Below are 21,542 nucleotides of genomic sequence, written 5' to 3'. Positions count from 1 at the left end.
GCTTTCCTTCCTCCGTACCTGATCCTGTGCCCCTATGGCCAACGTTCGTTCCTCTACCTCTGCTCTTAATGCTCCGGAAATGCTGACCATACTGGGTGGCGGGCTGGTTGGCTCCCTATTAGGGTTGTATCTGGCCCGGCACGGGCACATAGTGGAGCTGTTTGAGCGCCGCCCCGATATCCGGAAGGCTGGCCCCGTTGAAGGGCGTTCTATTAACTTGGCCCTCTCCGACAGGGGGTGGCGGGCCCTGGAAGGGGTAGGCATTGCGGAGGCGGTGCGCGAAGTGGCCATTCCGATGCATGGCCGCATGATGCACGATACCCACGGCGGACTCACGTTTCAGCCATACGGACAGGCCGGCCAGTCCATCTACTCCGTGTCGCGGGCCGGCCTCAACCGCCGGATGCTGGATCTGGTGGAGCAGGAGCCGGGCATTCGGCTGTATTTCAACCAGCAATGCCGCCGGGTAGATTTGAAGCGCCAGGAGCTGGAGCTGTTGGATACTGCTACCCAGCAAAGCCGGGTGGTGCCGTATCAGCGTCTGTTTGGCGTAGATGGGGCGTTTTCGGCAGTGCGCAGCGCCCTGCAGCGCACCGACCGGTTTAACTACTCGCAGGAGTTTCTGGATTACGGTTATAAGGAGCTTACCATTGAGGCGGCGCCGGACGGACAGTGGCCCATTGAGAAAAATGCGCTGCACATCTGGCCGCGCGGGCAGTACATGATGATTGCCCTGCCCAACCTCGATGGCTCTTTCAACTGCACCTTGTTTTTCCCCTACGAAGGCCCCGATTCCTTTGCTACGCTCCAGACACCGGAGCAAGTTCAGGCGTTTTTTGAGCGGGTATTTCCGGATGCCGTACCGCTGATGCCCAACCTGCAAACTGAGTTTTTTGAGAATCCGACCAGCTCCCTGGTTACTATCCGCTGCTTTCCGTGGGCGGTGCAGGACCAAGTGCTGCTGCTGGGCGATGCCGCGCACGCCATTGTGCCGTTTTATGGGCAGGGCATGAATGCCGGCTTCGAGGACTGCACCATCCTGAATGAGCTGCTGCACCGCCACGGCCACAACTGGGAGAAGGTGTTTCAGGAGTTTGAGGATTCGCGCAAGCCCAACACCGATGCCATGGCCAGTCTGGCGGTGTACAACTTCCAGGAAATGCGCGACCGGGTAGCCGACCCCCGGTTTCTGCTCCAGAAAAAAATTGAGAGCAAGCTCTCGGCCCAATACCCCGATAAGTGGCTGCCCTTGTACTCGCAGGTTACTTTCTCGAGCCTGCCTTACGCCGAAGCCCTGGCCAACGGACAGGCCCAGGAGCGCATCATGCAGCGCCTGATGCCGCACATTCAGACGGAGGATGACTTTCAGCGGCCTGAGGTGCAGCAGCTGGTAGCGGCTGAAATGGCCCAGCGGCCCTGAGCGTCAGCTATTTTTAGGTAATTCAAATCAGGAAAAGCGGCCTCCGCTGTGCTGCCCGAAACCTGACGGGGAGGATACTGGAACGTTTCCTAGTGTGCCGGATTATTCTCAAAAAGAGAAAAGAAGGGCAGGACTTGCCGAACGGCTTGATTGGCAACCCGCCGCCAACTAGCTTAGCTACCCGATAAACAGCTGATTTCCTGCCTCAGACACCATTTCTGGGCCGATGAAGATGGATTTGCCTTAGAAAATCAGTAGGTTACGACCTATACTCCTTTCCCGCGTCACTATGTCCGCTCCCGTTCTAACCTGTGCCATCATCGACGATGAAGAAATAAACCGGCTGACGCTGGAACACTATATCTCTCTCACCGACTCGCTGCAGCTGGTTGCCTCCATGGATGACGCGCTGCAGGGCCTGAACTACTTCCGGGCCGGCAATAAAGTGGACGTACTATTTCTGGACGTGCAGATGCCACAGCTCAACGGCTTGGACCTGCTGCGCGTGCTGTCTGACCCACCCATCGTTATTCTGACTACCGCCCACGAGGATTTTGCCGTGGATGCGTTTGATCTGCGGGTGACGGATTACCTGGTAAAGCCGTTTGACTACGCCCGCTTCAGCCGCGCAGTGCAGCGGGCCCTGCAGCAGCACGCCACGCCGGTAGCTGCCGCGGCTCCGGCCGCTCCGGCAGCCCCCCCCGACCACGACCTGTTTGTGAAGGTGAACAACAAGATGGTACGCATCAACTTTGATGATGTACTCTACATTGAAGCCCTTTCGGACTACGTTATCATTGTGACGGACAAGCAGAAATACATTGTATACACCACCATGAAAGCCCTGGATGCGCGCCTGCCGTTCGACCATTTTGTGCGGGTACACCGGTCGTATATTCTGAACATGCGCCGCATTGAGGCCATTGAAGATGGGGCCGCCGTAGTGCCCGGAGGTCAGCACGTGCCCATCGGCAAGTCTTACCAGGAGGCCTTCTTTCGTAAGCTGAACCGGATTTGATAACCGGCCGGCCGGACCATTTTCAAAAGCACAGCAACGCCCCGCAACTCATCTTGCGGGGCGTTGCTGTGCTTGTATGCTGGCTACTCCGTTAGGGCATGGGCCAGCTGCTCCACTACCGCCGTCAATACGGCTATCAGCTGTTGAGCGGCGGCGGTTAGCTCCGCCTCGGATGGGTGCGGCAGCGGCGACTCAGAGCGGGAGAAGGGCTCCAATACAGCAACGGGACCGTAGGCTGCCTCAATGCCTAATAGCTGCAACGACGGCCGAAGCTTGTGCGCCAGACTGCCGACCACCGCCCAGTTGCCGGCCGTAGTGGCCTCCAATAGTTGAACTATGGCTGCCGGGGTATGCGTCCGGAACGAGCCAATTACCTTCTGCATAAAAATGGTACTGCCATGCGCGGTATCCCGTAGGCGGCTCAGGTTATACAGCAGTGCTTCCGGGCCAGGCACGGCCTCCATGACGGCCGCTGACAGAAATCCGGCACTTGCTTCGGAAGCATCCTGCGGGAGGGCACTGGTTTCCAGCGTTGCCACCGGCACCGGCCGCAGGTTGGCTTCCAGCTTCCGGAACAGGTCATTCTCCTCGAAGGGCTTCGATAAATAATCCAACCCGGCCGCGCGGTACATTTCATTGTCGGAGCGCATGACGTTGGCAGTGAGGGCAATAACCGGTGTGCCGGCCCGGAGCGGATCGGGGTGCTGGCGCAGGCGGTGGGCCACATCAAGGCCGCTCATGCCGGGCATCTGAATATCCATCAGCACCACATCATAGAGGCGGGCCTCCAGCTGGGTCAGGGCTTCGTTGCCGTTGGAGGCGACGTGGGTTTCCACCTGCCAACCTTCCAGAATCAGCAGCGCCAGCTGCTGATTTACCGGGTGGTCTTCAACCAGCAGCACGCGTTTGCCCCGCAGGGCGGTGGGGTCCAGCGGGGGGAGCGGAGCCGGTTCCGGCAGCGTACGTGCGCCTTTGGCAAAAGTGAGTGAGAAACAGAACGTACTGCCTTTGCCTTCTTCGCTTTCCACCCACATGTGACCCCCCAGCTGCTGCACTAAGCTACGGCTGATGGTGAGGCCCAGGCCGGTGCCCCCAAACCGGCGTGAAATATCGGCGTAGGCCTGCGAAAAGCTCTCGAAAATGGTGTCCTGCTTGTCGGCGGAAATACCAATGCCGGAGTCGCGCACATAAAACTCCAGGTCCAGCGTAGCAGCAGTTTCCTGCCGCAGCTTGCAGCCTAGCTCCACGAAGCCCTGGTGGGTGAATTTGATGGCATTGCTGATCAGGTTCAGCAGAATCTGGTTGAGCCGGCCCGGGTCGCCGATAACGACGGGGTGGCGGAGCTGCAGCGGGACCCACCGAAACTCAATTCCCTTTTCCTCGGCCCGGTATACCTGGCTCTGCACGCCCTCTTTAACTGACTGGCAGATATCGAAAGCTATCTGCTCCATTTCAAGCTTGCCAGCTTCAATCTTGGCTACATCCAGCACGTCGTTGATGACGGTGAGCAAATGGCGGCCGGAGTTGCGCAACACCTGTAAATGGTCCTGTTGGGCCGCATCGAGTGGGGTTTTGGCCAGCAGCCCGGCCATGCCCAGAATCCCGTTAATGGGGGTCCGGATTTCGTGACTCATGTTGGCCAGGAAATTTTCCTTGGCTCGGGCCGTATTTTCAGCTTCTTCCTTGGCCCGTACCAGCTCCTGCTCTGCCAGAATCCGCTCGGTTATTTCCTGGCCGTAGGCAATTACGTACGGCAGCTCGCCGGGCTCCTCTACGCGGTAGTTGTTGTAAATCAGGTGGTGAGGCCGGCCGTCAGGGTCACGCAGGGTCATCAGGCCGGTTAGTTCCTGCTGCTCGTGGGCCTGCTGCAGGTACTGCTCCAGCTGCGGATGCAGGTCGGGGGTGAGTACCTCCGCGAGGGTGCGGCCAATCAGCAGCTCGGGTACCATGCCCACCAACTGGGCCGCGGCCGGGTTGACGGACAGCAGGACGCCCTGTAAATCGTGGGTGCAGATGAGAGCCTGCGAGTAGTGCATCAGGTCGCGGTACTGCTTGGCGCTGCGCTCCAGCGTCTGGCGGGTCCGCTTCATTTCGGTGATGTCGGTGCTCACCCCCAGCACGTTTACGGAGCCATCCACGCGGTATAAAGGCCGCTTTACTGTCTGCAGCCACATGGTAGTACCGTCGCGCAGGGTGTAGGTGGTTTCCTGCACCAGCTCCTGGCCGGTACTCAGCACCTGCTCATCAGTGGTTACAAAGGCGCGGGCTTCAGCGGCAACCGGATTGGCGAAGTCATCCGGATCCACTTCCCGGTGGGAGCTGTTCTCTACCAGCTCATCAAACGCACGGTTACTGAATAACACATTGCCACGTCCATCCGTCACCCAGATAAAGCTGGGCGTGGTATCCACCACCAGCCGGACAAAGTGCTGGTTTTCCTGCAGAATTGCCTCGCTACGGCGCAGGCGCTCCTCGGCGGTGTGGCGTTCCGTAATATCTACGCCGTACCCGATTACCATACGCACTTCATCCTGGGGGCCATACACGGCCTGCAGGTGGCGCAACGCCAGGCGAGGCCCGTCCGGGGTAGGAATTTGCTCTTCCCAGGCCAACACATTGCGTTGCCGCACCGCCTGCTCAAACAGCGCCCGGCGGGCCCGGGCCTGCTCGTCGGTGCGGCCCCGGTGGGTGGCATACTCAAAGTCATCGTGGCCGATAATCCATTGCCGCATTTCCTCGTTGCGAATGGCGGCCGGGTTCACAAAACGGTAGCGGTGCTCTGCATCAAACACCACCACATCGGCGGGTAAATGGTTAAGCACAGTTTCATAGAACTCCTGCTGCTCCACCAGCCGGCTTTCGGCGTCCTTGAGCAGGGTAATATCGGTGAAATACAGGTTGACGTACTGGTCATCCACGAATGGGGCAATGGCCACCTGGTAGCACCGCTGCCAGAACCACATTTCCCGCCGGAGCAGCTGCTGACCACCCGCTAGGGCATCCAGGGCCGCCTGATACACCTGCCGGGGCAAATTGGGCTCCTGATGCGGGTGCAGATATTCCTGTCGGAGCTGGTCGGCGGCGGGGTTGCTGTAGAGCAGGCGGCCATCGGCGTGCAGGCGCAGCACGGGGTTGGGGTTCTGGCCCGGTATGCGCGATAAGGAGTGGGTATATTGCTCGGCCCGGCGCGACTGAGTAACATCCCGGAACGACAACATGTACCCGGCCGCCACCAGCTCATCGGGGCCGCTGAGCGGAATAAAATCCACCTCCAGCACGGTGCTGTCGGCCAGCTCCAGGTCTTCACCCAGCACCCGCTGATCTACCTGCCGCATCATGGCCAAGCGTTGGCGGGTAACCTCCGGCCGGGCCGACTGGGCAATGAGCGCCTCCAGAATCGGCTGTACGGGCTGTTCCTTATTACCCAGCGGCGGAATTTCCTCAATGCCCAGCAAGTCGCAGAACTCCTGGTTGAGCAGGGCCACCATGCCGTTCTGATGCACGACCAGCACACCCACCCGCAGGTTCTGGGTGAGGCGGGTAATGCTGTCGGTGAGGCGCACGACAGTGCGCTGCGTGGATGTAAGGTGACGGCGGATGGTCTGGATCTGCTGTTCGGCAGCCATACGCCCCTGGCGCTCCTGCTCCAACTGGGCCGTCAGAGATTCGAGAGTAGGGGCAGAATCGGGGGAAGCAAGCATACGGAAGCGGCAGGGGGCAACGGAAGCGGTAAACCGGCCAACACGGCATCCCGGCCGGTCAGCCAACCGACTCGGCGCAGGTTAGCCCAAGAAAGATACGCAACGAATTGGGCTACCCCAATGCCAGCACCATGCTGCAGCCCAGGGCCACGCTCACGCCTAGGGCCAGGCCCGCCCACACCTGCGCCGACGTGTGGGCCCGCAGCGCCAGCCGGGCCCAGCCCACGGCCGCCGCCAGCCCTGCTGCTACCAGCACCCATGCCGGGCCAATACGGTGTTGTAAGTAGAGGGCCAGCAGCAGCCCGGCCGCCCCACCCATGCCCACGCCGTGCGCCGATATTTTCCAGCGCAACGTAATCAGGAAGGTGAGCAGTACGGCCACGGCCATGCCCGCCAGCCCCACCACCAACGCCGGCGCGGCATGCTGCCAGTGCAGCCATCCGGCCCCAGCCCCGAAACTGAGGGCTGCCAGCCCCAACGGCCAGGCCCGCTGCTGCCGCCGGGGCATCTCCAGCGAGTCAATCCGGCCCAGCCGCAGCAGCAGCATTGCCGCGCCCGTGGGTAGCAGAAACGTAAACACCACCACCGTCCAGAGCCGGCTGCCACCCGTAGCTTGCTGCAATTCCACCAGCCCGGCCAGGTACGATGGCACCAGAAGCGGATGAAACACGGCGGAAAGCAGGGTGGCGAGGTGCTTTTTCAAACAGTTGGGTACGGAGTAAGAGAGACGACTGAAAAAGCAAAGAACGTCATGCCGCGCATATCGCAACATGACGTTCTGGTTATATCTGAGCCGGAAACGAAGTTTTACAGCTCCTTGCGCAGACGGGCCACCGGAATATTGAGCTGCTCCCGGTACTTGGCCACCGTGCGGCGGGCAATGTTATAGCCCCGGGCATTGAGCATCTTTTCCAGCTTATCGTCGCTGAGGGGTCGGTTTTTCTGCTCGCCCTCAATGATTTCCTTTAGAATGTGCTTCACCTCCCGGCTCGACGCATCCTCTCCCGAGTCAGTGGCAATGCCTTCGGAGAAGAAGTATTTAAGCGGGTAGATGCCGAACTCCGTCTGCACGGCCTTGGAGTTGGCCACCCGGCTCACGGTGCTGATGTCCATGCCGATTTCTTGGGCAATGTCTTTCAGAATCATGGGCCGTAGCTTGCTCTCGTCGCCCTCAGCAAAGAACTCGCTCTGGTAGCGCACAATGGCATCCATGGTGCGCAGCAGCGTGTTCTGGCGCTGCCGGATGGCATCAATAAACCACTTGGCCGAGTCCAGCTTCTGCTTCACGAAGGTCACGGCCTCCTTCATCTTCTTGTCCTTTTTCGACGCCTTATCGTAGGCCCGGAACATATCCGTATAGGCCGGCGATACGCGCAGATCGGGGGCGTTGCGGGAGTTCAGCGTGAGGTTGAACTGGCCGTTGTCGTGGGTCAGAATAAAGTCGGGAATGATGTACTGCACCTTGCCCATGCCCACCGGGCCCGTACCGCCGGGCTTGGGGTTGAGCTTGAGAATGAGGGCAATGGCGTCCTTCAGCTCATCGTCTTCCAGGTCCAGCTTCTGCTGAATGCGCTGATAGTGCTTTTTGGTAAACTCGTCGAACGTGTCGTTCAGGATCTGTTCGGCGTGCTCGGTGTCCTCATCCTGAGGGCGGCGCTCCAACTGCAGCAGCAGGCACTCCTGCAGGTCGCGGGCCCCGATGCCGGCCGGGTCAAACGTCTGGATGACGTGCAACACGCTCTCGATTTCGGGCACGGTGGCCTCGATGTTCTGCGAAAATGCCAAGTCGTTGGCAATGGCCGACAGGTCGCGGCGGATGTACCCGTCGCCGTCGATGGAGCCGATGAGCTGGCGGCCAATGGCTTCCTGCTTCTCATCGAGGCTGGCAAAGCCCAGCTGGTCGAGCAGGTTGTCGATAAGTGAGCCGCTGGTATCGGCCAGGGGCATTTCCCGGTCGTCCTCGTCCTCGCCGGGGCCGTCGCCCTGCATTTTGTAGCCGGCTATTTCGTCGTCGTGAAGGTAGTCGCTCAGGTCCAGGTCATCGGCTGATTCCGACTCCTTGATTTCTGTAGGCTCATCCTTGGCGCTGAGGTCAATTTCGGGCTGCTCCTCGGCTTGGTCGCCGTCGAAATCCTCGTCCAGCGTGTTGTCGGGGTTGTCAAACTCGGAGTCCGGGTCGTCGAAATCGTCTTCCGCGTCGTCGGAGTCGTCGCGCTCCTGTTCGTCAAACTCGTCCTCCTGGTCGTCGCCTTCCTCCAGGGCCGGGTTGGCCTCCAGCTCTTCCTTGATGCGCGCCTCTAGCTCCACCGTCGGGATTTGCAGGAGCTTAATGAATTGAATCTGTTGGGGTGACAGCTTCTGCGAGAGAAGCTGCTTCATGTCCAGTCGTTGCATACTCTAAAAACGCGTACGCCCCGCCGGTTACAAAACGGGGTGGTTAGGCCAAATATAGCCCTTTCTGTACTTGGGTTTGGGGGAAAAAGTTGGCGTAACTACCGCCCTGGTTATCTTGCCCGACTGGTTAAAGCGTTAGCCTGAAGCTTGCCTAAGCTAACTAATTCCGGAAAATCATCTGCTTATCTTATCACCGACCCATGTTCAGCGAGCTAGCGTCCTTGCGCATCTGGTGCTTATTACCTACTGTTTTATCGCCAGCCGATCTTGTGCAGGAGCCAGAAGTGCAGGATTTTATGGATTGGACCAGCGAGTTATCTGCCGAGGATGCACCCGAAGTTTTATTGGCTTTGGCCCGGATGCTCCCGGAGGCGGAGGTTGCGCCGGCATCGGTGCTGGCCCTGTGCTGCGGGGCGCTGGTTGAGCAAAGCGGGCAGGCTACACTAGCGTTTCCGGCGTTGCTCACGCACTTTCAGCGCCTGCAGGAACTCCTGAATACTGGCGTAACCCCGCCTGCTGGCGCTTTTCGTTTTACCATCATGGCCCTGATGGCCATGTTGTGCCGCTCGGCGGCTAACAGGCGTGAGCTGCAGCAGCTGACCGACCTGGTGGAGTGGCTAAACGTACACGAAGACGTTTCCGACCACTTCTATTACCTCGCTGGCATGTTGCAGGTAAGCGACGAGGAGAGCCTGTACGTTCTTTTTCCGGAACAGGGCACCGGGCTGGAGGTGAAGGTAAGCCAGGTAAATAATGTGTTTCACCTATTCACTCTGCTACAGCCCTTGGTAGTACAGCACCAAGCCGAATTAGGGCTGCGCCGGATGTACTCGGCCCTGGACCCGCACTTGCTGCGCTACGCCCAAGGGCTTACTGCCGAGCCCCCGGAAAAAGATGTAGATGCCGCCCTGTTCAACTGGTTGAATGCAGCGGCTTACCAAGGCGGCCCATTGGACAAATTGCAAATGGCCTGGGGAGACTTGCCCGTACGCGACCTGCCCCGCCTACAAGGCCGCGTTGTGCTGTTGGGCACCGAACTGCCCGGAGGGCCACGTCGCAGCTGGGAGGTTGGCTTCTGCGCGGTGCTCCACGGGGCGCACTTACCGCAAGTACAGCTACGGCAAGTATTGCCACCTGAAACCGTGAGGCAAGCACTACAGGCTTTGCATCCGGGTAGTGTGAATCTAGGAACGCCGGAGGACGAGGCGATTTTACCGTCAACTACACCATCAACGGCATCCAGGCGCAGCTGGTGGCAGCGCTTGATAGGAGGATGACGGGTTGCGTAAAGGGTCGTTTTACGCCCTTGGCAAAAGCCCTACCTTTGCGGCTCTTACATTCTTTAGTAGAACCGATTTCCCCATGTCCGACCTCCGTAGAACCAGCGTGCAGGACCTGCTCCGCAGCACTGATCTGGACCGTGAAGTGCTGGTAAAAGGCTGGGTACGTACCCGCCGCGGCAACAAATACGTGCAGTTTATTGCCGTGAACGACGGCTCCGGCTTTAATTCCATTCAGGTAGTAGCCAATGCCGAGCAGTTCCCGGAGGAGAAGCTCAAAGCCGACGGCGTGGACAACGGCGCCGCTGTAGCCGTGCGCGGCAAGCTGGTAGCGAGCCAGGGTAAGGGCCAGTCGGTGGAAATTCAGGCCGAGGAAATCACCGTGTATGGCACCGCCGACCAGGATGCGTATCCGCTCCAGAAGAAGGGCCACACGCTGGAATTCCTGCGCGGTATTGCCCATCTGCGCCCCCGCACCAACACGTTTGGCGCGGTGCTGCGCATTCGGCACGCCATGTCGTTTGCGGTGCATAAGTACTTCAACGACCACGGCTACTTCTACATCCATACGCCCATCATCACCGGCTCCGATGCCGAGGGTGCCGGCCAGATGTTCCGCGTTACCACGCTGTCGGACACCAAGCCGCCCCTGGACGAGGCCGGCGCGGTAGATTACAGCCAGGATTTCTTCGGCAAAGCCACCAACCTCACCGTGTCGGGTCAGCTCGAAGGCGAGGTGGCGGCTATGGCGCTGGGCAAGGTGTACACCTTTGGGCCCACGTTCCGGGCCGAGAACAGCAACACTGCCCGCCATTTGGCTGAGTTCTGGATGATTGAGCCGGAAGTGGCCTTCTTCGACCTGCAGGACAACATGGACTTGGCTGAGGACTTCCTCAAGAGCCTGGTACGCTACGCCCTGGAGCACTGCCCGGACGACCTGCAATTCCTCAACGACCACTACGACAAGGAGCTGCTGAACCGCCTGCAGTTTGTGGTGGAAAACGACTTCAAGCGCCTCACCTACACCGAGGCCGTGGAAATCCTGAAAGGGGCCAAGCAGAAGTTCGAATTCCCCGTGGACTGGGGCACCGACCTGCAGTCGGAGCACGAGCGGTATTTGGTGGAGAAGCACTTCAAGAAGCCGGTTATCCTCACCAACTACCCCAAGGACATCAAGGCCTTCTACATGAAGCTGGACGAGGATGGCCGCACCGTGCGCGCCATGGACGTGCTGTTCCCCGGTATCGGCGAAATCATCGGCGGCTCCCAGCGCGAGGATGATTTGCAGAAGCTGCAGCAGCGCATGCAGGAAATGCACGTACCCGAGGAAGACCTGTGGTGGTACCTCGACACCCGCCGCTTCGGCTCGGCTCCGCATGCCGGCTTCGGCCTGGGCTTCGAGCGCCTCATCCTGTTCATCACCGGCATGGCCAACATCCGCGACGTAATTCCCTTCCCCCGCTTCCCCAAGTCGGCGGAGTTTTAAATCACGGATTTCCGCGGATTTTGTAGATGTTTTAACGGCCGCCCCACGTAAGTGAGGCGGCCGTTATTATAAGTGACTGGCAGGAGTCATCAGGTGTTAGGGTGAAATATCCAAGTTGTATGGATGTAATACATTTTAAAATTATTGCCTTCGTTGCTATTTGGCTACCAATTATCGGCGCATTTCAGATAATAACAGCCTACAAACGTAATAGATACAGGAGCCATTCAAGGCGGAAAGAATACAGGTGGGGAATTGTCATTTGTGCTGGCTCATTACTCTTGTACAGTTACTTAATCGTTAAAATGAGTTGGGTGGCGGCTTATTTATTAATTATTTCATCAGTGCTTTTTGCTCTTATGCTGGCCTTCGGATAGGTAATAGCGGAAGTTGAATACAAATAACACCTAGCAGTAATTCCGCAGCTCCTTATCATCCAAAGCCAGCAGGTTATCCAGGCGCAACTCAAAGCCGTCCTGCAGGCGCAGGTATTCTACTTTGTCGCGGATATAGAGGTCCTGGATGATGCCGTGGTAGGTGCTGGGCGGGGTGTCGGGCTCGGTGCGGTAAGTGAGGGTGCAGGGCTGGCCGGTGGTAGCGTGGGCCTCCAGCTCGTCGTAGAACGAGCAGCTGATGGGTTTGTAGGGTGCGGTTGCCATGAGTGGGGAAGGAAAACGTACCCTCCGGCATACGGCAAACGGCCAGCCTGGGATTACGCCGCCAGCCGGTGCCCGTTCACAGACACGAGCCAATCGAGGCGCAGCTCACAGCCACTGGCCAGCAGGAGGTAATCTACCTGCCCGCGCCGCAGCACATTTAGCAGAATGCCGTGCACGCAAAACTCCGCCGAGGTACCCGGGGTACGGTATACCAGCAGGCAGCGGTGCCCGCCGCGCAGCAGCACTTGCAGCTCCAGAGGCAAACTATGCGGTAACGGAAAGGCAGAAGGCATAGCGGGCTGAACGAATTGACTGCTAAAAGGATACGTGCAGATACTCGTAATTACGAAAAGACAATACAACCCGGTTTTCCTTCTGTGCGTTGGCAAGGCTGCCTTACCACCTCAACCACACGCCCGCCATGCCGTCCGAATTTGACTTAGCACCTGCCAATGCCCTTCAGGAAGGCGAAATGCGCACTTTCACTACAACCGCCGGCGCGGAAGTGCTGTTGGTGCTGCGGCAGGGGCAGTACGTGGCCCTGGCCCCAAAGTGCCCGCATTACGGGGCTCCTTTGGAAAAAGGCCGGATTGTGGGCGACCAGCTGGTGTGTCCCTGGCACCACGCCTGCTTCCGCGTGACGGATGGACACCTGTGCCAACCCCCGGCCCTCGATAACCTGCCCAGCTACCCCGTGCGTGTAGCCGAGGGTCGCGTGTGGGTGCAGCTGCCCGCTCACCCAGCCGCTGCCGCCGAAACGCCCGACGCCACGCCCACGGCGCTGGTAGGCGGCGAGGTGCCCGCGCCCAACGCCGCGGCCCCCGATGCCCGCACCTTTGTGGTGGTAGGAGGCGGGGCCGCCGGGCAATTCGCGGCCCAAACGCTGCGCACCGAAGGCTTCGGCGGCCGCATTGTGCTGGTTACGGCTGAGCCCACCGCCCCCACCGACCGTACCAAGCTCAGCAAAGCCTACCTGGCCGGCAAAGCCACCGATAAAAACCTGCCGTTGCGTAAACCGAGTTTCTATGACGAGCACCGGATTGAGCTGCTCACCGATACCCGCGCCACCGGCCTCAACCTGCACACCCGGCAGCTACGCCTGAGCAGCCGCGGCCCGTTACACTACGATGTCCTGCTGCTGGCTCCCGGCGGCACGCCCAATACGTTGCCCAAGCTGCCGGGCCATGAGCTGGATGGCGTATTGGTGCTCCGCTCGGCGCAGGATGCGGCGGCCCTGAAACAGGCCACCACGAAGGCCCAGCGCATCGTGGTCATCGGGAGCAGCTTTATTGGGATGGAAGCGGCGGCGAGCCTGGCGGGTGAGGGGCGGCACATTACGGTAGTGGCGCAGGAAGCCGAGCCGCTGGAGAAAGTGCTGGGCCCGAAAATTGGCCGCATGTTTCGCAACCTGCATCGGCGGCACGGCGTGCGGTTCAAAACAGAAGCTGAGGTGGCTGCCCTGGAAGGCGAAAACGGCCGCGTAACGGCCGTGCGCCTGGCCTCGGGCCAACGCCTGCCGGCCGAAGTAGTGGTGCTGGGCGTGGGTGTGCGCCCCGCCACGGAGTTCCTGGCTGAAACGCTCACCCTGGAAAAGGACGGAGGCGTGCGGGTTGATGCCCATTTGTGCGCGGCCAAGCACGTGTACGCCGCCGGCGATGTGGCCCTGTATCCGCTGCCGGCCGGGCTGGGGCAGCACCGCATTGAGCACTGGCGCATGGCCCAGCAGCAAGGAGCCTGCGCCGCCCGCAACATGCTGGGGCAACACGTGGCGTTTGAGGAAATTCCGTTTTTCTGGACCCAGCAGTTTGGGAAAAGCCTGCGCTACGTGGGCCACGCTACCGTGTGGGACGAAATCATCTTCCACGGCGACGTGCGCCGCCACAAGTTCCTGGCCCTGTATGCCCACCAGAACAAGCTGGTAGCCGCCGCCGCCATACAGCACGACGACGAGATGGTGTGCATTGCGGAGCTGATGCGCCTCGGGCAGATGCCCACGCCCACCGCCGCCCGCCGTAAGCTCAATTGGAGCAAGCTGCTGGAAAAAGCCGGGAAATAAAACGGGAACGGTGGCCTGGCTGGATTGAAGTCGTTCAGTAAGACCGAAAAATCAAAAAGGAACGTCATGCTAGATCAAGCCTGACGTTCTAAACAGTCTCATTAAACACCAACCGCCCATCATGCAGGTGCTAGCCCGGCCCGAAGCGGATGCGGAAGGTGGCTCCTTCGCCGGGGCGGCTGTCCACTTCAATAATGCCGCCGCTGGCTTCCACAATGCGGTTGACCAGGTACAGGCCCACGCCGGTACCGGCCGTGTGCGTGTGCAGGCGACGGAACAGGTGAAATAACTCCGTCCCGTAGCGGACGGCATCAAACCCCAGGCCGTTATCTTCCACCAGCAGCACCGGCTGGCCCCGCTCCACCCACGTGGAAATATGAATGCGGGCTGGCCGGGCAGGATCGGCGTATTTGAGGGAGTTGCCTACCAGATTCAACAGGATGGTGCGCAGGTTAACGCGGGCAAACGATAGGGCGGGCCATGCGGCAAAATCGGTAGTGATGCGGGCGTGGGCAACCCGTACCTGGGGCTCCAGCGTGGTGAGTACCTCATCCATCAGCTCGGTCAGCACTACCTGCTCGGGAGCGGCGTGGCGCAACTGCTGGGCCTGGCCCAGGGCCGCCAGATCGTCGATGGTTACGCGCAGCTGCTGAAGGGCTTCCTGCACCATAGGTACCAGCACTTCCTGTTCTTCCGGATTGGTGAACGTGCTGCTGATCATGATTTCCTCAAACAGGCCTGCCAGGTTATTCACCGGCTGCTTCAGGTCGTGGGAGGCGGCGTACACGAAGTTGTCCAGGTCCTGGTTGGTGCGCGTGAGCTGCTCGTTGGCCTGTTTCAGCTCGGTAATATCAATGGCGGAGCCCACATAGCCGTACAGCTCGCCATCGGCCAGGAAGCTGGGAGCCCCCTGGGCCAGAAGCCAGCGGTATTGCCCGTCGTGGCGACGCATACGGTGTTCCAGCACGTAAGGTGCCCGCTCGGTAATGGCACGCAGCAGGGTTTGCTGCGTCAGGTCAATTTCGTCGGGGTGGAGGTAAGGCAGCCAGCCGGTAGCCATGTATTCGGCTTCCGACTGCAGCCCCACAAAATCCAGAAACGCCCGATTGATGTAGCGGATGGCGCCATTGGGGTGCACGGCCCACACCTGGTTGGGGGCCACGTCGGCCATAATCCGGAAGCGGGCCTCACTCTCGCGCAGCTCGGTGGCGTATGCCTCCAGGCGCTGCTGGGCCAGAATCAGGTCAGTTACATCGGTGGCCGTGTTGAGCACGCCGTACACGCTGCCCGCAGAGTCCAGCAGGGGAGTGAAAGTATAGTTGAAGTAGAAAGGCTGCAGAACCTCATCTATCACAACCTCCACGCGCTGGTTGCGCCGGTGAATTACTTCCCCCGTCCGGAGCACGTGGTGCAGCTCCTCAAAAATCGACTGGTTCGCTAGCTCGGGCATCAACTCCGTGAACCGCCGGCCTAGTACGTCCGGGCCTTTACCCCAGGCCGCCAGAATAGCTTCATTGGCCAGGTGAATACGCAATTCATCCCCAACGTATACGCTCATCGGAAACGGGGCATCTTTCACAATGTCGCGCACCCGCTGCTCGCTCTCCTGCAGCCGCCGTTGGGCCTTCTCCTGCTCCGCCTCCCGCAGCTCCCGTTCCAGTACCTGCTCCGTTACATCGTAGGCAAATACCGATACGCCCACAATTCGGCCTTCTTCCCGGTACGCCTGGTACGTGAAATTGAAGTAAAACAGCTGTCGGCTACCATCAGGCTGGGTAAGCTCGAGCGGCAACTCCCGGCCGGTAAATGTTCCGCCGGTTTGGAATACCTGGTCCAGCAAAGAAACAAAGCCTTGTTCCACCGCGTCAGGCTGCACTTCGGCAATGGTACGGCCGAGCATATTGTGCTCCGGGAAAAAGCGCTGATACGCCTCATTATAGTATTCGATGCGGTGCTCAGACCCGCGTAGCAGCACAATGCAGGCGGGCGTCTGCTCGAATACCTGATAGAAGGTCTCACGAACCTCCGGCTGGTGCTGCGTCCCCACCACTACTTCTGCCGGCAGGGTTTCGGTTTGCTGCCGGGGCCGACTCTCGCGCCGCACCTGCTTCACCTCGTTACGGTCCTGTTCCTCACTGAATGTGAAGCTCACCAGTAGCAGCTCCCCCAGACGGCGGCCATTTACCTGGCAGTAGGTACCACATTTTCCGTTCCGGTAGTGTAGCTCGAAGTGTTGGGGCTGCTCAGAAGCGTAGGCCGCGCAGTGAAACGTGAAAGCCTCGAAGGGCTCCGCTTCCGGAAATACCTGCCGGTACGTAAGCGCAGGTCGGGCCGGCAGGCTAAGCAGGCGCTGGGCGGCGGGGTTCAGATACGCAAAGGCAAAATCCACTACGCTACCTGCTGCATCGAGAATGGGTGCGTAGCACACTACCCCGCTCACCGACAGGTCGAGAAGTGCCGGTAGGAATTCATCGGGGGAAGTGCCGGGTACGGAAAAATTCACGCCTCCAAAATAGCCAGAATTACGCTAGCAGAAGCATCCGGGCAATGGCGTTTCGGGTGCCGGCCAGGTTTTCTTAAGACGCTGCAACCGGACACGTTGTGGTTGCAGGTGCCCGGGTGTACCTCCCCCGAAATAGCCACAGCCCCCGCAGTGTCCGGCTCACTCCTAAAAATACTGGAGGAACCCGACGCTGCGGGGGCTGCGGTTACGTGAGCTACGTGCGGTATCAGCTAGTGCTTGCCTTTGCCGTGGCCCCGGCCATTGCCACCATAGCCGAGCTTCTTGGCTTGGCCGGGGGGCAGCCCCTTACCACTTTCCAGGCGTTTTACCTGGCCAGGGGGCAGGCTGGCCGGATACAGCTGACGGTGGCGGCCAATGAGTACCCAGGGCTGGGCACCTACGTAGTCAATAACCACCGGGTGAAAGTTGGCCGCGTTGTAGCCGCTGATGGAGCCTACGCGCGTCCAGCGGCCGTCGCGCTGCACAATGTACTGCTGGTCGCGCACGTCATAGTAGCCACCGTACTCGGGCACGTAGTAGTATTGCTTACCGGCTGGTACGGCCGGGCCCCAGGAGGGCGGATTCACGTTGATGGTTACCTGCGCCTGGGCCGTTTCGGCCGCGCCGGCCAACGCCAGAGTCAGCAGGCCGGTCAGGGCTATTTTCGGGAGGAGTTGCATAAAGAAGGGAGCGGTTTTGAGTGAAGGGTGGGAGAGGTGCTGAACTGATTGCAAGAACGGGGCCAGGTGCCCACAGGCTTATCGTACAGCTCAGCTACAGAGCCCTTAACGCAGCCGTTAAAAATTTGGTTAAAAGCTTCCCCAGCACCAAAAAAGCGCCCGACTCGAAGCCGTACGCTTTTTGATTCCTGACAGGAAAACGGGCCGCTATTCCTGCACCCGGCCCCGGCGTCCACCGCCGTTGCCCCAGCCTCCTTGGGCCGGCTGGGTCCCATTGCCGGGCGAAACCTGGCCCGGCCGGGGCGAATAGCCGCCACCCTGGCTGTTGCCGCCCTGGTTATCGTAGCGGCCGTTGCGGTTGTCTCGGTCATTGCGCCCGTCCCGGTCGTTGCGGTAGTCCCGGTAGCCGTCCCGGTCCCGGTAGCCGTTTTGCGCGTAGCCGTTCTGGCCGTAGGGACGGTTGCCGTAGTAACCGGGGCCGTAGCCACCGCGTGGGGCCACCACGTAGCCGCGGCCGGGCCAGCTGCTGCCGTAGTAGCGGCCGGGCCGCACGCCCCACTGGTCGCAGTAGCGGCGGTGGTCACGCAGGTAGCCCCAGGGCTGCCGACCTACATATTGAATGGCTACCGGGTGAAAAAAGCGCGGGTCGTAGCCGGCGTACATACGGGGCAGCACCGGCGAGCTGACCCAGGCCCCGTAAGCGGGGTCGAAGAACAGGTACGACTGATTGTAGATATCGTAGTACCCATCAATTTCCGGCACGTAGTAGTACTGCACGTTGGGCGGTACGGCGGGGCCCCAGTACGGGGTATTGATATTCACTTGCACCTGGGCCTGGGCTTTGCCGCTGGTAAGCAGCAACCCGAGGGCCAGTACGAAGCCGGTTTTCAGCAGAGTTTTCATGGAGGCAAAAAGGCAAAAGGCGTTCGGAAGCTACTTGTGCAAAAGCCGCACCATAATTTTGTAAGTACCCGCCGGCTCAGGAAAGAACTTCTGCTTCGGGTGGGACATTTCAGCGGCCGGCGTTGTTACAGGCTATCTGCCCTTATCCTGGTCCAGGAGCATCCCCAGGCCCGTCACGCTAAAATGGCTGGCAATTAAACTAGTAGGGGTAGCCTACCGGGCCCGTTTTACGTACTTTTGCAGACTTATCCGCTCCGCTGCCGCATGGCCAAAAAAACAACTGCTGCCACCTCTTCCTCCACTGCCCAGCCCACGGCTCCGAAAGCTGCCCGTTCGGCCAAGGCACCCAAAGCGGCCACCCCGGTAGTTCCCGAGGCTCCGGTTGCCGCCGCAACTCCCCGCAAACCCGCCAAAGCTCCGAAAGAGGTTAAAGCGCCCAAGTCGGCCGCCGCCGCCGTTGCCGACAATGCCACTGAGCACAGCACCGCCGCCGTGCAGGCCGTGCCGCGCCAGGAGCAGGTGAGCGAGGCCGTGCTGGAAAACCAGGCCCGCATCCAGGGCCAGCTCCTTGGCCCCGCCGACCTGGAAGCGCCCTACATTGAGGTGTACGGGGCCCGGGAGCACAACCTCAAGAACGTGTCCGTGAAGATTCCACGCGGGCGGCTGGTGGTGTTCACCGGTATTTCGGGTTCGGGCAAGTCGTCGTTGGCGTTTGATACCATCTACGCCGAGGGCCAGCGCCGCTACATGGAAACGTTTTCGGCCTACGCCCGCAGCTTCATGGGTGGGCTGGAGCGGCCCGATGTGGACAAGATTGAGGGCCTGTCGCCGGTTATCAGCATCGAGCAGAAAACCACCTCGCGCAACCCCCGCTCCACTGTCGGCACCATCACCGAAATCTACGACTTCCTGCGCCTGCTCTACGCCCGCACCGCCGAGGCGTTCAGCTACGCCACGGGCCAGAAGATGATCCGGCAGAGCGACGACCAGATCATCAACTACATCCTGAAAGAGTACGACGGCCGCAAGCTAGTGGTGCTGGCGCCGGTGGTGAAGGGCCGCAAAGGCCACTACCGCGAGTTGTTTCAGCAGATTGCCAAGCTGGGCTTCACCAAGGTGCGCGTGGATGGCGAGTTGCTCGACCTCACGCCCAAGATGCAGGTGGACCGCTACAAAATCCACGACATCGAAATCGTCATCGACCGGCTGGTGGTGAAGGAGGAAGACCGGTTCCGCCTGTCGGGTTCGGTGCAGAATGCCCTCACCCAGGGCAAAGGCACCATGCTGGTGCTGGATGCCGACAAGAAGAAGGACAACACCCAGTTCTTCTCCCGCTTCCTGATGGACCCGGCCACCGGCATTGCCTACGACGACCCGGCACCTAACACGTTCAGCTTCAACTCGCCATACGGTGCCTGCCCCACCTGCAACGGCCTGGGCGAGGTGCAGGAAATCACCGAAGAAACGGTGATGCCCGACAAGAAGCTCAGCATCAGCCGCGGCGGCATTGCGCCCCTGGGTGAGTACCGGGACATCTGGATTTTCCAGCAGCTGGGCCTCATCCTGAAAAAGCACAAAGCCAGCCTCAGCACGCCCATCGAAAAGCTGCCCGCCGACCTGGTGGAACGGCTGCTGCACGGCGTGCCCGAGGACGAGGACGCCGACCCCAAAAAGGCCAACTACACCGAGCCCTTCGAGGGTATTATCCCGTTCTTGCGCCGCCAGATGGAGTCGGAGTCCGACAACATCCGGGAGTGGATTCAGCAGTACACCCAGGCCAAGGAGTGCCCCGAGTGCCACGGCTACCGCTTGAAAAAGGAGAGCCTGCACTTTAAGATTGCCGACCACCACATCGGGCAGCTTTCGGTTATGGACCTGAGCGAGCTGGCCGCGTGGTTTGAGGGCCTGGAAGACCGCCTCTCGGAGCGTCAGAACCTGATTGCGCGCGAGTTGCTGAAGGAAATCCGCAAGCGCATTGGCTTCCTGCTGGAAGTGGGCCTCGACTACCTAAACCTGCACCGCTCGGTGCGCACGCTCTCGGGCGGCGAGAGCCAGCGCATCCGTCTGGCCACCCAGATTGGTACCCAGCTGGTGGGCGTGCTCTACATCATGGACGAACCCAGCATCGGCCTGCACCAGCGCGACAACGAGCGGCTCATCAAGGCCCTGCAGCACCTGCGCGACCTGGGCAACTCGGTGATTGTGGTGGAGCACGACAAGGACATGATCCTGCACGCCGACCACGTGCTCGACATCGGCCCCGGCGCCGGCATCCACGGCGGCCAGATTGTGGCCTCCGGCACGCCTTCCGAAATCTTTACCAGCGGCTCGCTCACCTCGCAGTACCTCAGCGGGCAGAAACACATTGAGCTGCGCAAGAAAAAGCGGGCCGGCGAAGGCAACGAGCTGGTGCTGCGCGGGGCTAAAGGCCACAACCTCAAAAACGTCACGGCCAAGTTTCCATTGGGCAAGCTCATTGCCGTCACGGGCGTGTCGGGCTCGGGCAAGTCCTCGCTCATCCACGATACGCTGTACCCCATCCTCAACCAGCACTTCTTCAACGCCAAGCGCGAGCCGCTGGCCTATGATAAGATTGAGGGTCTGGAGTTTATCGATAAGGTAATTGAGGTGGACCAGTCGCCGATTGGGCGCACGCCGCGCTCCAACCCAGCCACCTACACCGGCGTGTTCACCGAAATCCGCCAGTTGTTCGCCAACCTGCCCGAGGCCAAAATCCGCGGGTACGGACCGGGGCGCTTCTCCTTCAACGTGAAAGGCGGGCGCTGCGAAACCTGCGAAGGAGCCGGCATGCGCACCATCGAAATGAACTTCCTGCCCGACGTGCACGTGCCCTGCGAAACCTGCAAGGGCCGCCGCTACAACCGCGAAACGCTGGAAGTGCGCTTCAAAGGCAAGAGCATCACCGACGTGCTGGACATGACCGTGGAAAAGGCCGTGGAGTTCTTCGAGTTTCAGCCCCGCATCCTGCGCAAAATCCAGACGCTGAACGAAGTGGGCCTGGGCTACCTCACCCTGGGCCAGCAGGCTACCACGCTGTCGGGTGGCGAAGCCCAGCGCGTGAAACTGGCCACCGAGCTCAGCAAGAAGGACACTGGCAAGACGTTCTACATTCTCGACGAGCCTACCACCGGCCTGCACTTCGAGGACATCAACCACCTCTCCGTCGTCCTGCACAAGCTGGCTGATAAGGGCAACACTGTCCTCATCATCGAGCACAACCTCGACCTGATTAAGGTAGCTGACCACCTCATCGACATCGGGCCGGAAGGTGGTGGAGCCGGCGGCACCATTGTAGCTCAGGGCACGCCCGAGCAGGTGGCCAAAGCCGGCAAGGGCCACACCGGCCGCTTCCTGGCCGAGGAACTGAAGCTCAGTAAGTACGCCGAGGCGTAGCTACTGCCTACCAAAGAAAACGGCCGGC

14 protein-coding genes are annotated in these 21,542 nt (G+C 60.3%); 6 read left to right on the top strand and 8 right to left on the bottom strand.

Going from position 1 to position 21,542, the window contains the following annotated elements; genetic code table 11:
- Nucleotides 1-34: 34 nt before the first annotated feature.
- Both EI291_RS08795 and EI291_RS08790 read left to right on the top strand, forming a co-directional pair.
- A complete protein-coding gene (locus EI291_RS08795) occupies nucleotides 35-1,420 on the top strand; it encodes an FAD-dependent oxidoreductase (RefSeq protein WP_125419431.1) in 1,386 nt (461 codons plus the stop codon).
- A 289-nt stretch (nucleotides 1,421-1,709) separates the two neighbouring features.
- The gene (locus tag EI291_RS08790; protein ID WP_125419430.1) at nucleotides 1,710-2,438 is read left to right on the top strand and encodes a LytR/AlgR family response regulator transcription factor; all 729 of its coding nucleotides are present in this window, start codon (nucleotides 1,710-1,712) and stop codon (nucleotides 2,436-2,438) included.
- A gap of 83 nt (nucleotides 2,439-2,521) precedes the next feature.
- Here the strand turns inward: EI291_RS08790 and EI291_RS08785 are convergent, their stop codons facing one another.
- The 3 genes from EI291_RS08785 to rpoN form a co-directional block, all read right to left on the bottom strand.
- Nucleotides 2,522-6,139, bottom strand: coding sequence for a PAS domain S-box protein (locus tag EI291_RS08785; protein WP_125419429.1), 3,618 nt, complete (start codon nucleotides 6,137-6,139; stop codon nucleotides 2,522-2,524).
- Between the two features lie 112 nt (nucleotides 6,140-6,251).
- Nucleotides 6,252-6,842 carry a hypothetical protein gene (locus tag EI291_RS08780; RefSeq protein WP_125419428.1) on the bottom strand — a complete coding sequence of 197 codons (591 nt, stop codon included), beginning with the start codon at nucleotides 6,840-6,842 and terminating at the stop codon, nucleotides 6,252-6,254.
- 104 nt (nucleotides 6,843-6,946) lie between these two features.
- Nucleotides 6,947-8,533 (bottom strand): RNA polymerase factor sigma-54, encoded by a 1,587-nt coding sequence (gene rpoN / locus EI291_RS08775; protein ID WP_125419427.1) that lies wholly within the window; start codon nucleotides 8,531-8,533, stop codon nucleotides 6,947-6,949.
- A 200-nt stretch (nucleotides 8,534-8,733) separates the two neighbouring features.
- Between rpoN and EI291_RS08770 the strand changes: the two genes are divergently transcribed.
- Nucleotides 8,734-9,810, top strand: a complete 1,077-nt coding sequence (locus tag EI291_RS08770) for a hypothetical protein (protein WP_125419426.1) — start codon at nucleotides 8,734-8,736, stop codon at nucleotides 9,808-9,810.
- Nucleotides 9,811-9,895: 85 nt separating this feature from the next.
- Entirely contained in the window at nucleotides 9,896-11,299 is a 1,404-nt protein-coding gene (asnS, locus tag EI291_RS08765; RefSeq protein WP_125419425.1) for an asparagine--tRNA ligase, read from the top strand.
- A gap of 407 nt (nucleotides 11,300-11,706) precedes the next feature.
- Here the strand turns inward: asnS and EI291_RS08760 are convergent, their stop codons facing one another.
- Both EI291_RS08760 and EI291_RS08755 read right to left on the bottom strand, forming a co-directional pair.
- The gene (locus tag EI291_RS08760; RefSeq protein ID WP_044000633.1) at nucleotides 11,707-11,958 is read right to left on the bottom strand and encodes a hypothetical protein; all 252 of its coding nucleotides are present in this window, start codon (nucleotides 11,956-11,958) and stop codon (nucleotides 11,707-11,709) included.
- A 53-nt stretch (nucleotides 11,959-12,011) separates the two neighbouring features.
- Nucleotides 12,012-12,251 carry a hypothetical protein gene (locus EI291_RS08755; RefSeq protein WP_125419424.1) on the bottom strand — a complete coding sequence of 80 codons (240 nt, stop codon included), beginning with the start codon at nucleotides 12,249-12,251 and terminating at the stop codon, nucleotides 12,012-12,014.
- A 128-nt stretch (nucleotides 12,252-12,379) separates the two neighbouring features.
- Between EI291_RS08755 and EI291_RS08750 the strand changes: the two genes are divergently transcribed.
- Nucleotides 12,380-14,014 (top strand): FAD-dependent oxidoreductase, encoded by a 1,635-nt coding sequence (locus EI291_RS08750; RefSeq protein WP_125419423.1) that lies wholly within the window; start codon nucleotides 12,380-12,382, stop codon nucleotides 14,012-14,014.
- 130 nt (nucleotides 14,015-14,144) lie between these two features.
- Here the strand turns inward: EI291_RS08750 and EI291_RS08745 are convergent, their stop codons facing one another.
- From EI291_RS08745 to EI291_RS08735, 3 genes are all read right to left on the bottom strand, one after another.
- Nucleotides 14,145-16,517: a PAS domain-containing protein gene (locus EI291_RS08745; RefSeq protein ID WP_125419422.1), complete on the bottom strand. Its 2,373-nt coding sequence runs from the start codon at nucleotides 16,515-16,517 to the stop codon at nucleotides 14,145-14,147.
- 230 nt (nucleotides 16,518-16,747) lie between these two features.
- Nucleotides 16,748-17,197: a hypothetical protein gene (locus EI291_RS08740; RefSeq protein WP_125419421.1), complete on the bottom strand. Its 450-nt coding sequence runs from the start codon at nucleotides 17,195-17,197 to the stop codon at nucleotides 16,748-16,750.
- A 207-nt stretch (nucleotides 17,198-17,404) separates the two neighbouring features.
- Nucleotides 17,405-18,100 (bottom strand): hypothetical protein, encoded by a 696-nt coding sequence (locus EI291_RS08735; RefSeq protein ID WP_125419420.1) that lies wholly within the window; start codon nucleotides 18,098-18,100, stop codon nucleotides 17,405-17,407.
- Between the two features lie 264 nt (nucleotides 18,101-18,364).
- Here EI291_RS08735 and uvrA point away from each other — a divergent pair, with 264 nt between their 5' ends.
- Nucleotides 18,365-21,514 carry an excinuclease ABC subunit UvrA gene (gene uvrA / locus EI291_RS08730; RefSeq protein ID WP_240635444.1) on the top strand — a complete coding sequence of 1,050 codons (3,150 nt, stop codon included), beginning with the start codon at nucleotides 18,365-18,367 and terminating at the stop codon, nucleotides 21,512-21,514.
- Nucleotides 21,515-21,542: the final 28 nt, after the last annotated feature.

Source organism: Hymenobacter rigui, assembly GCF_003944715.1.
In the GTDB taxonomy this organism is placed as follows: Bacteria; Bacteroidota; Bacteroidia; order Cytophagales; family Hymenobacteraceae; genus Hymenobacter; species Hymenobacter rigui.
Note: the sequence above shows the minus strand (reverse complement) of the source record. Positions and strands in the feature narration are given on the sequence as shown.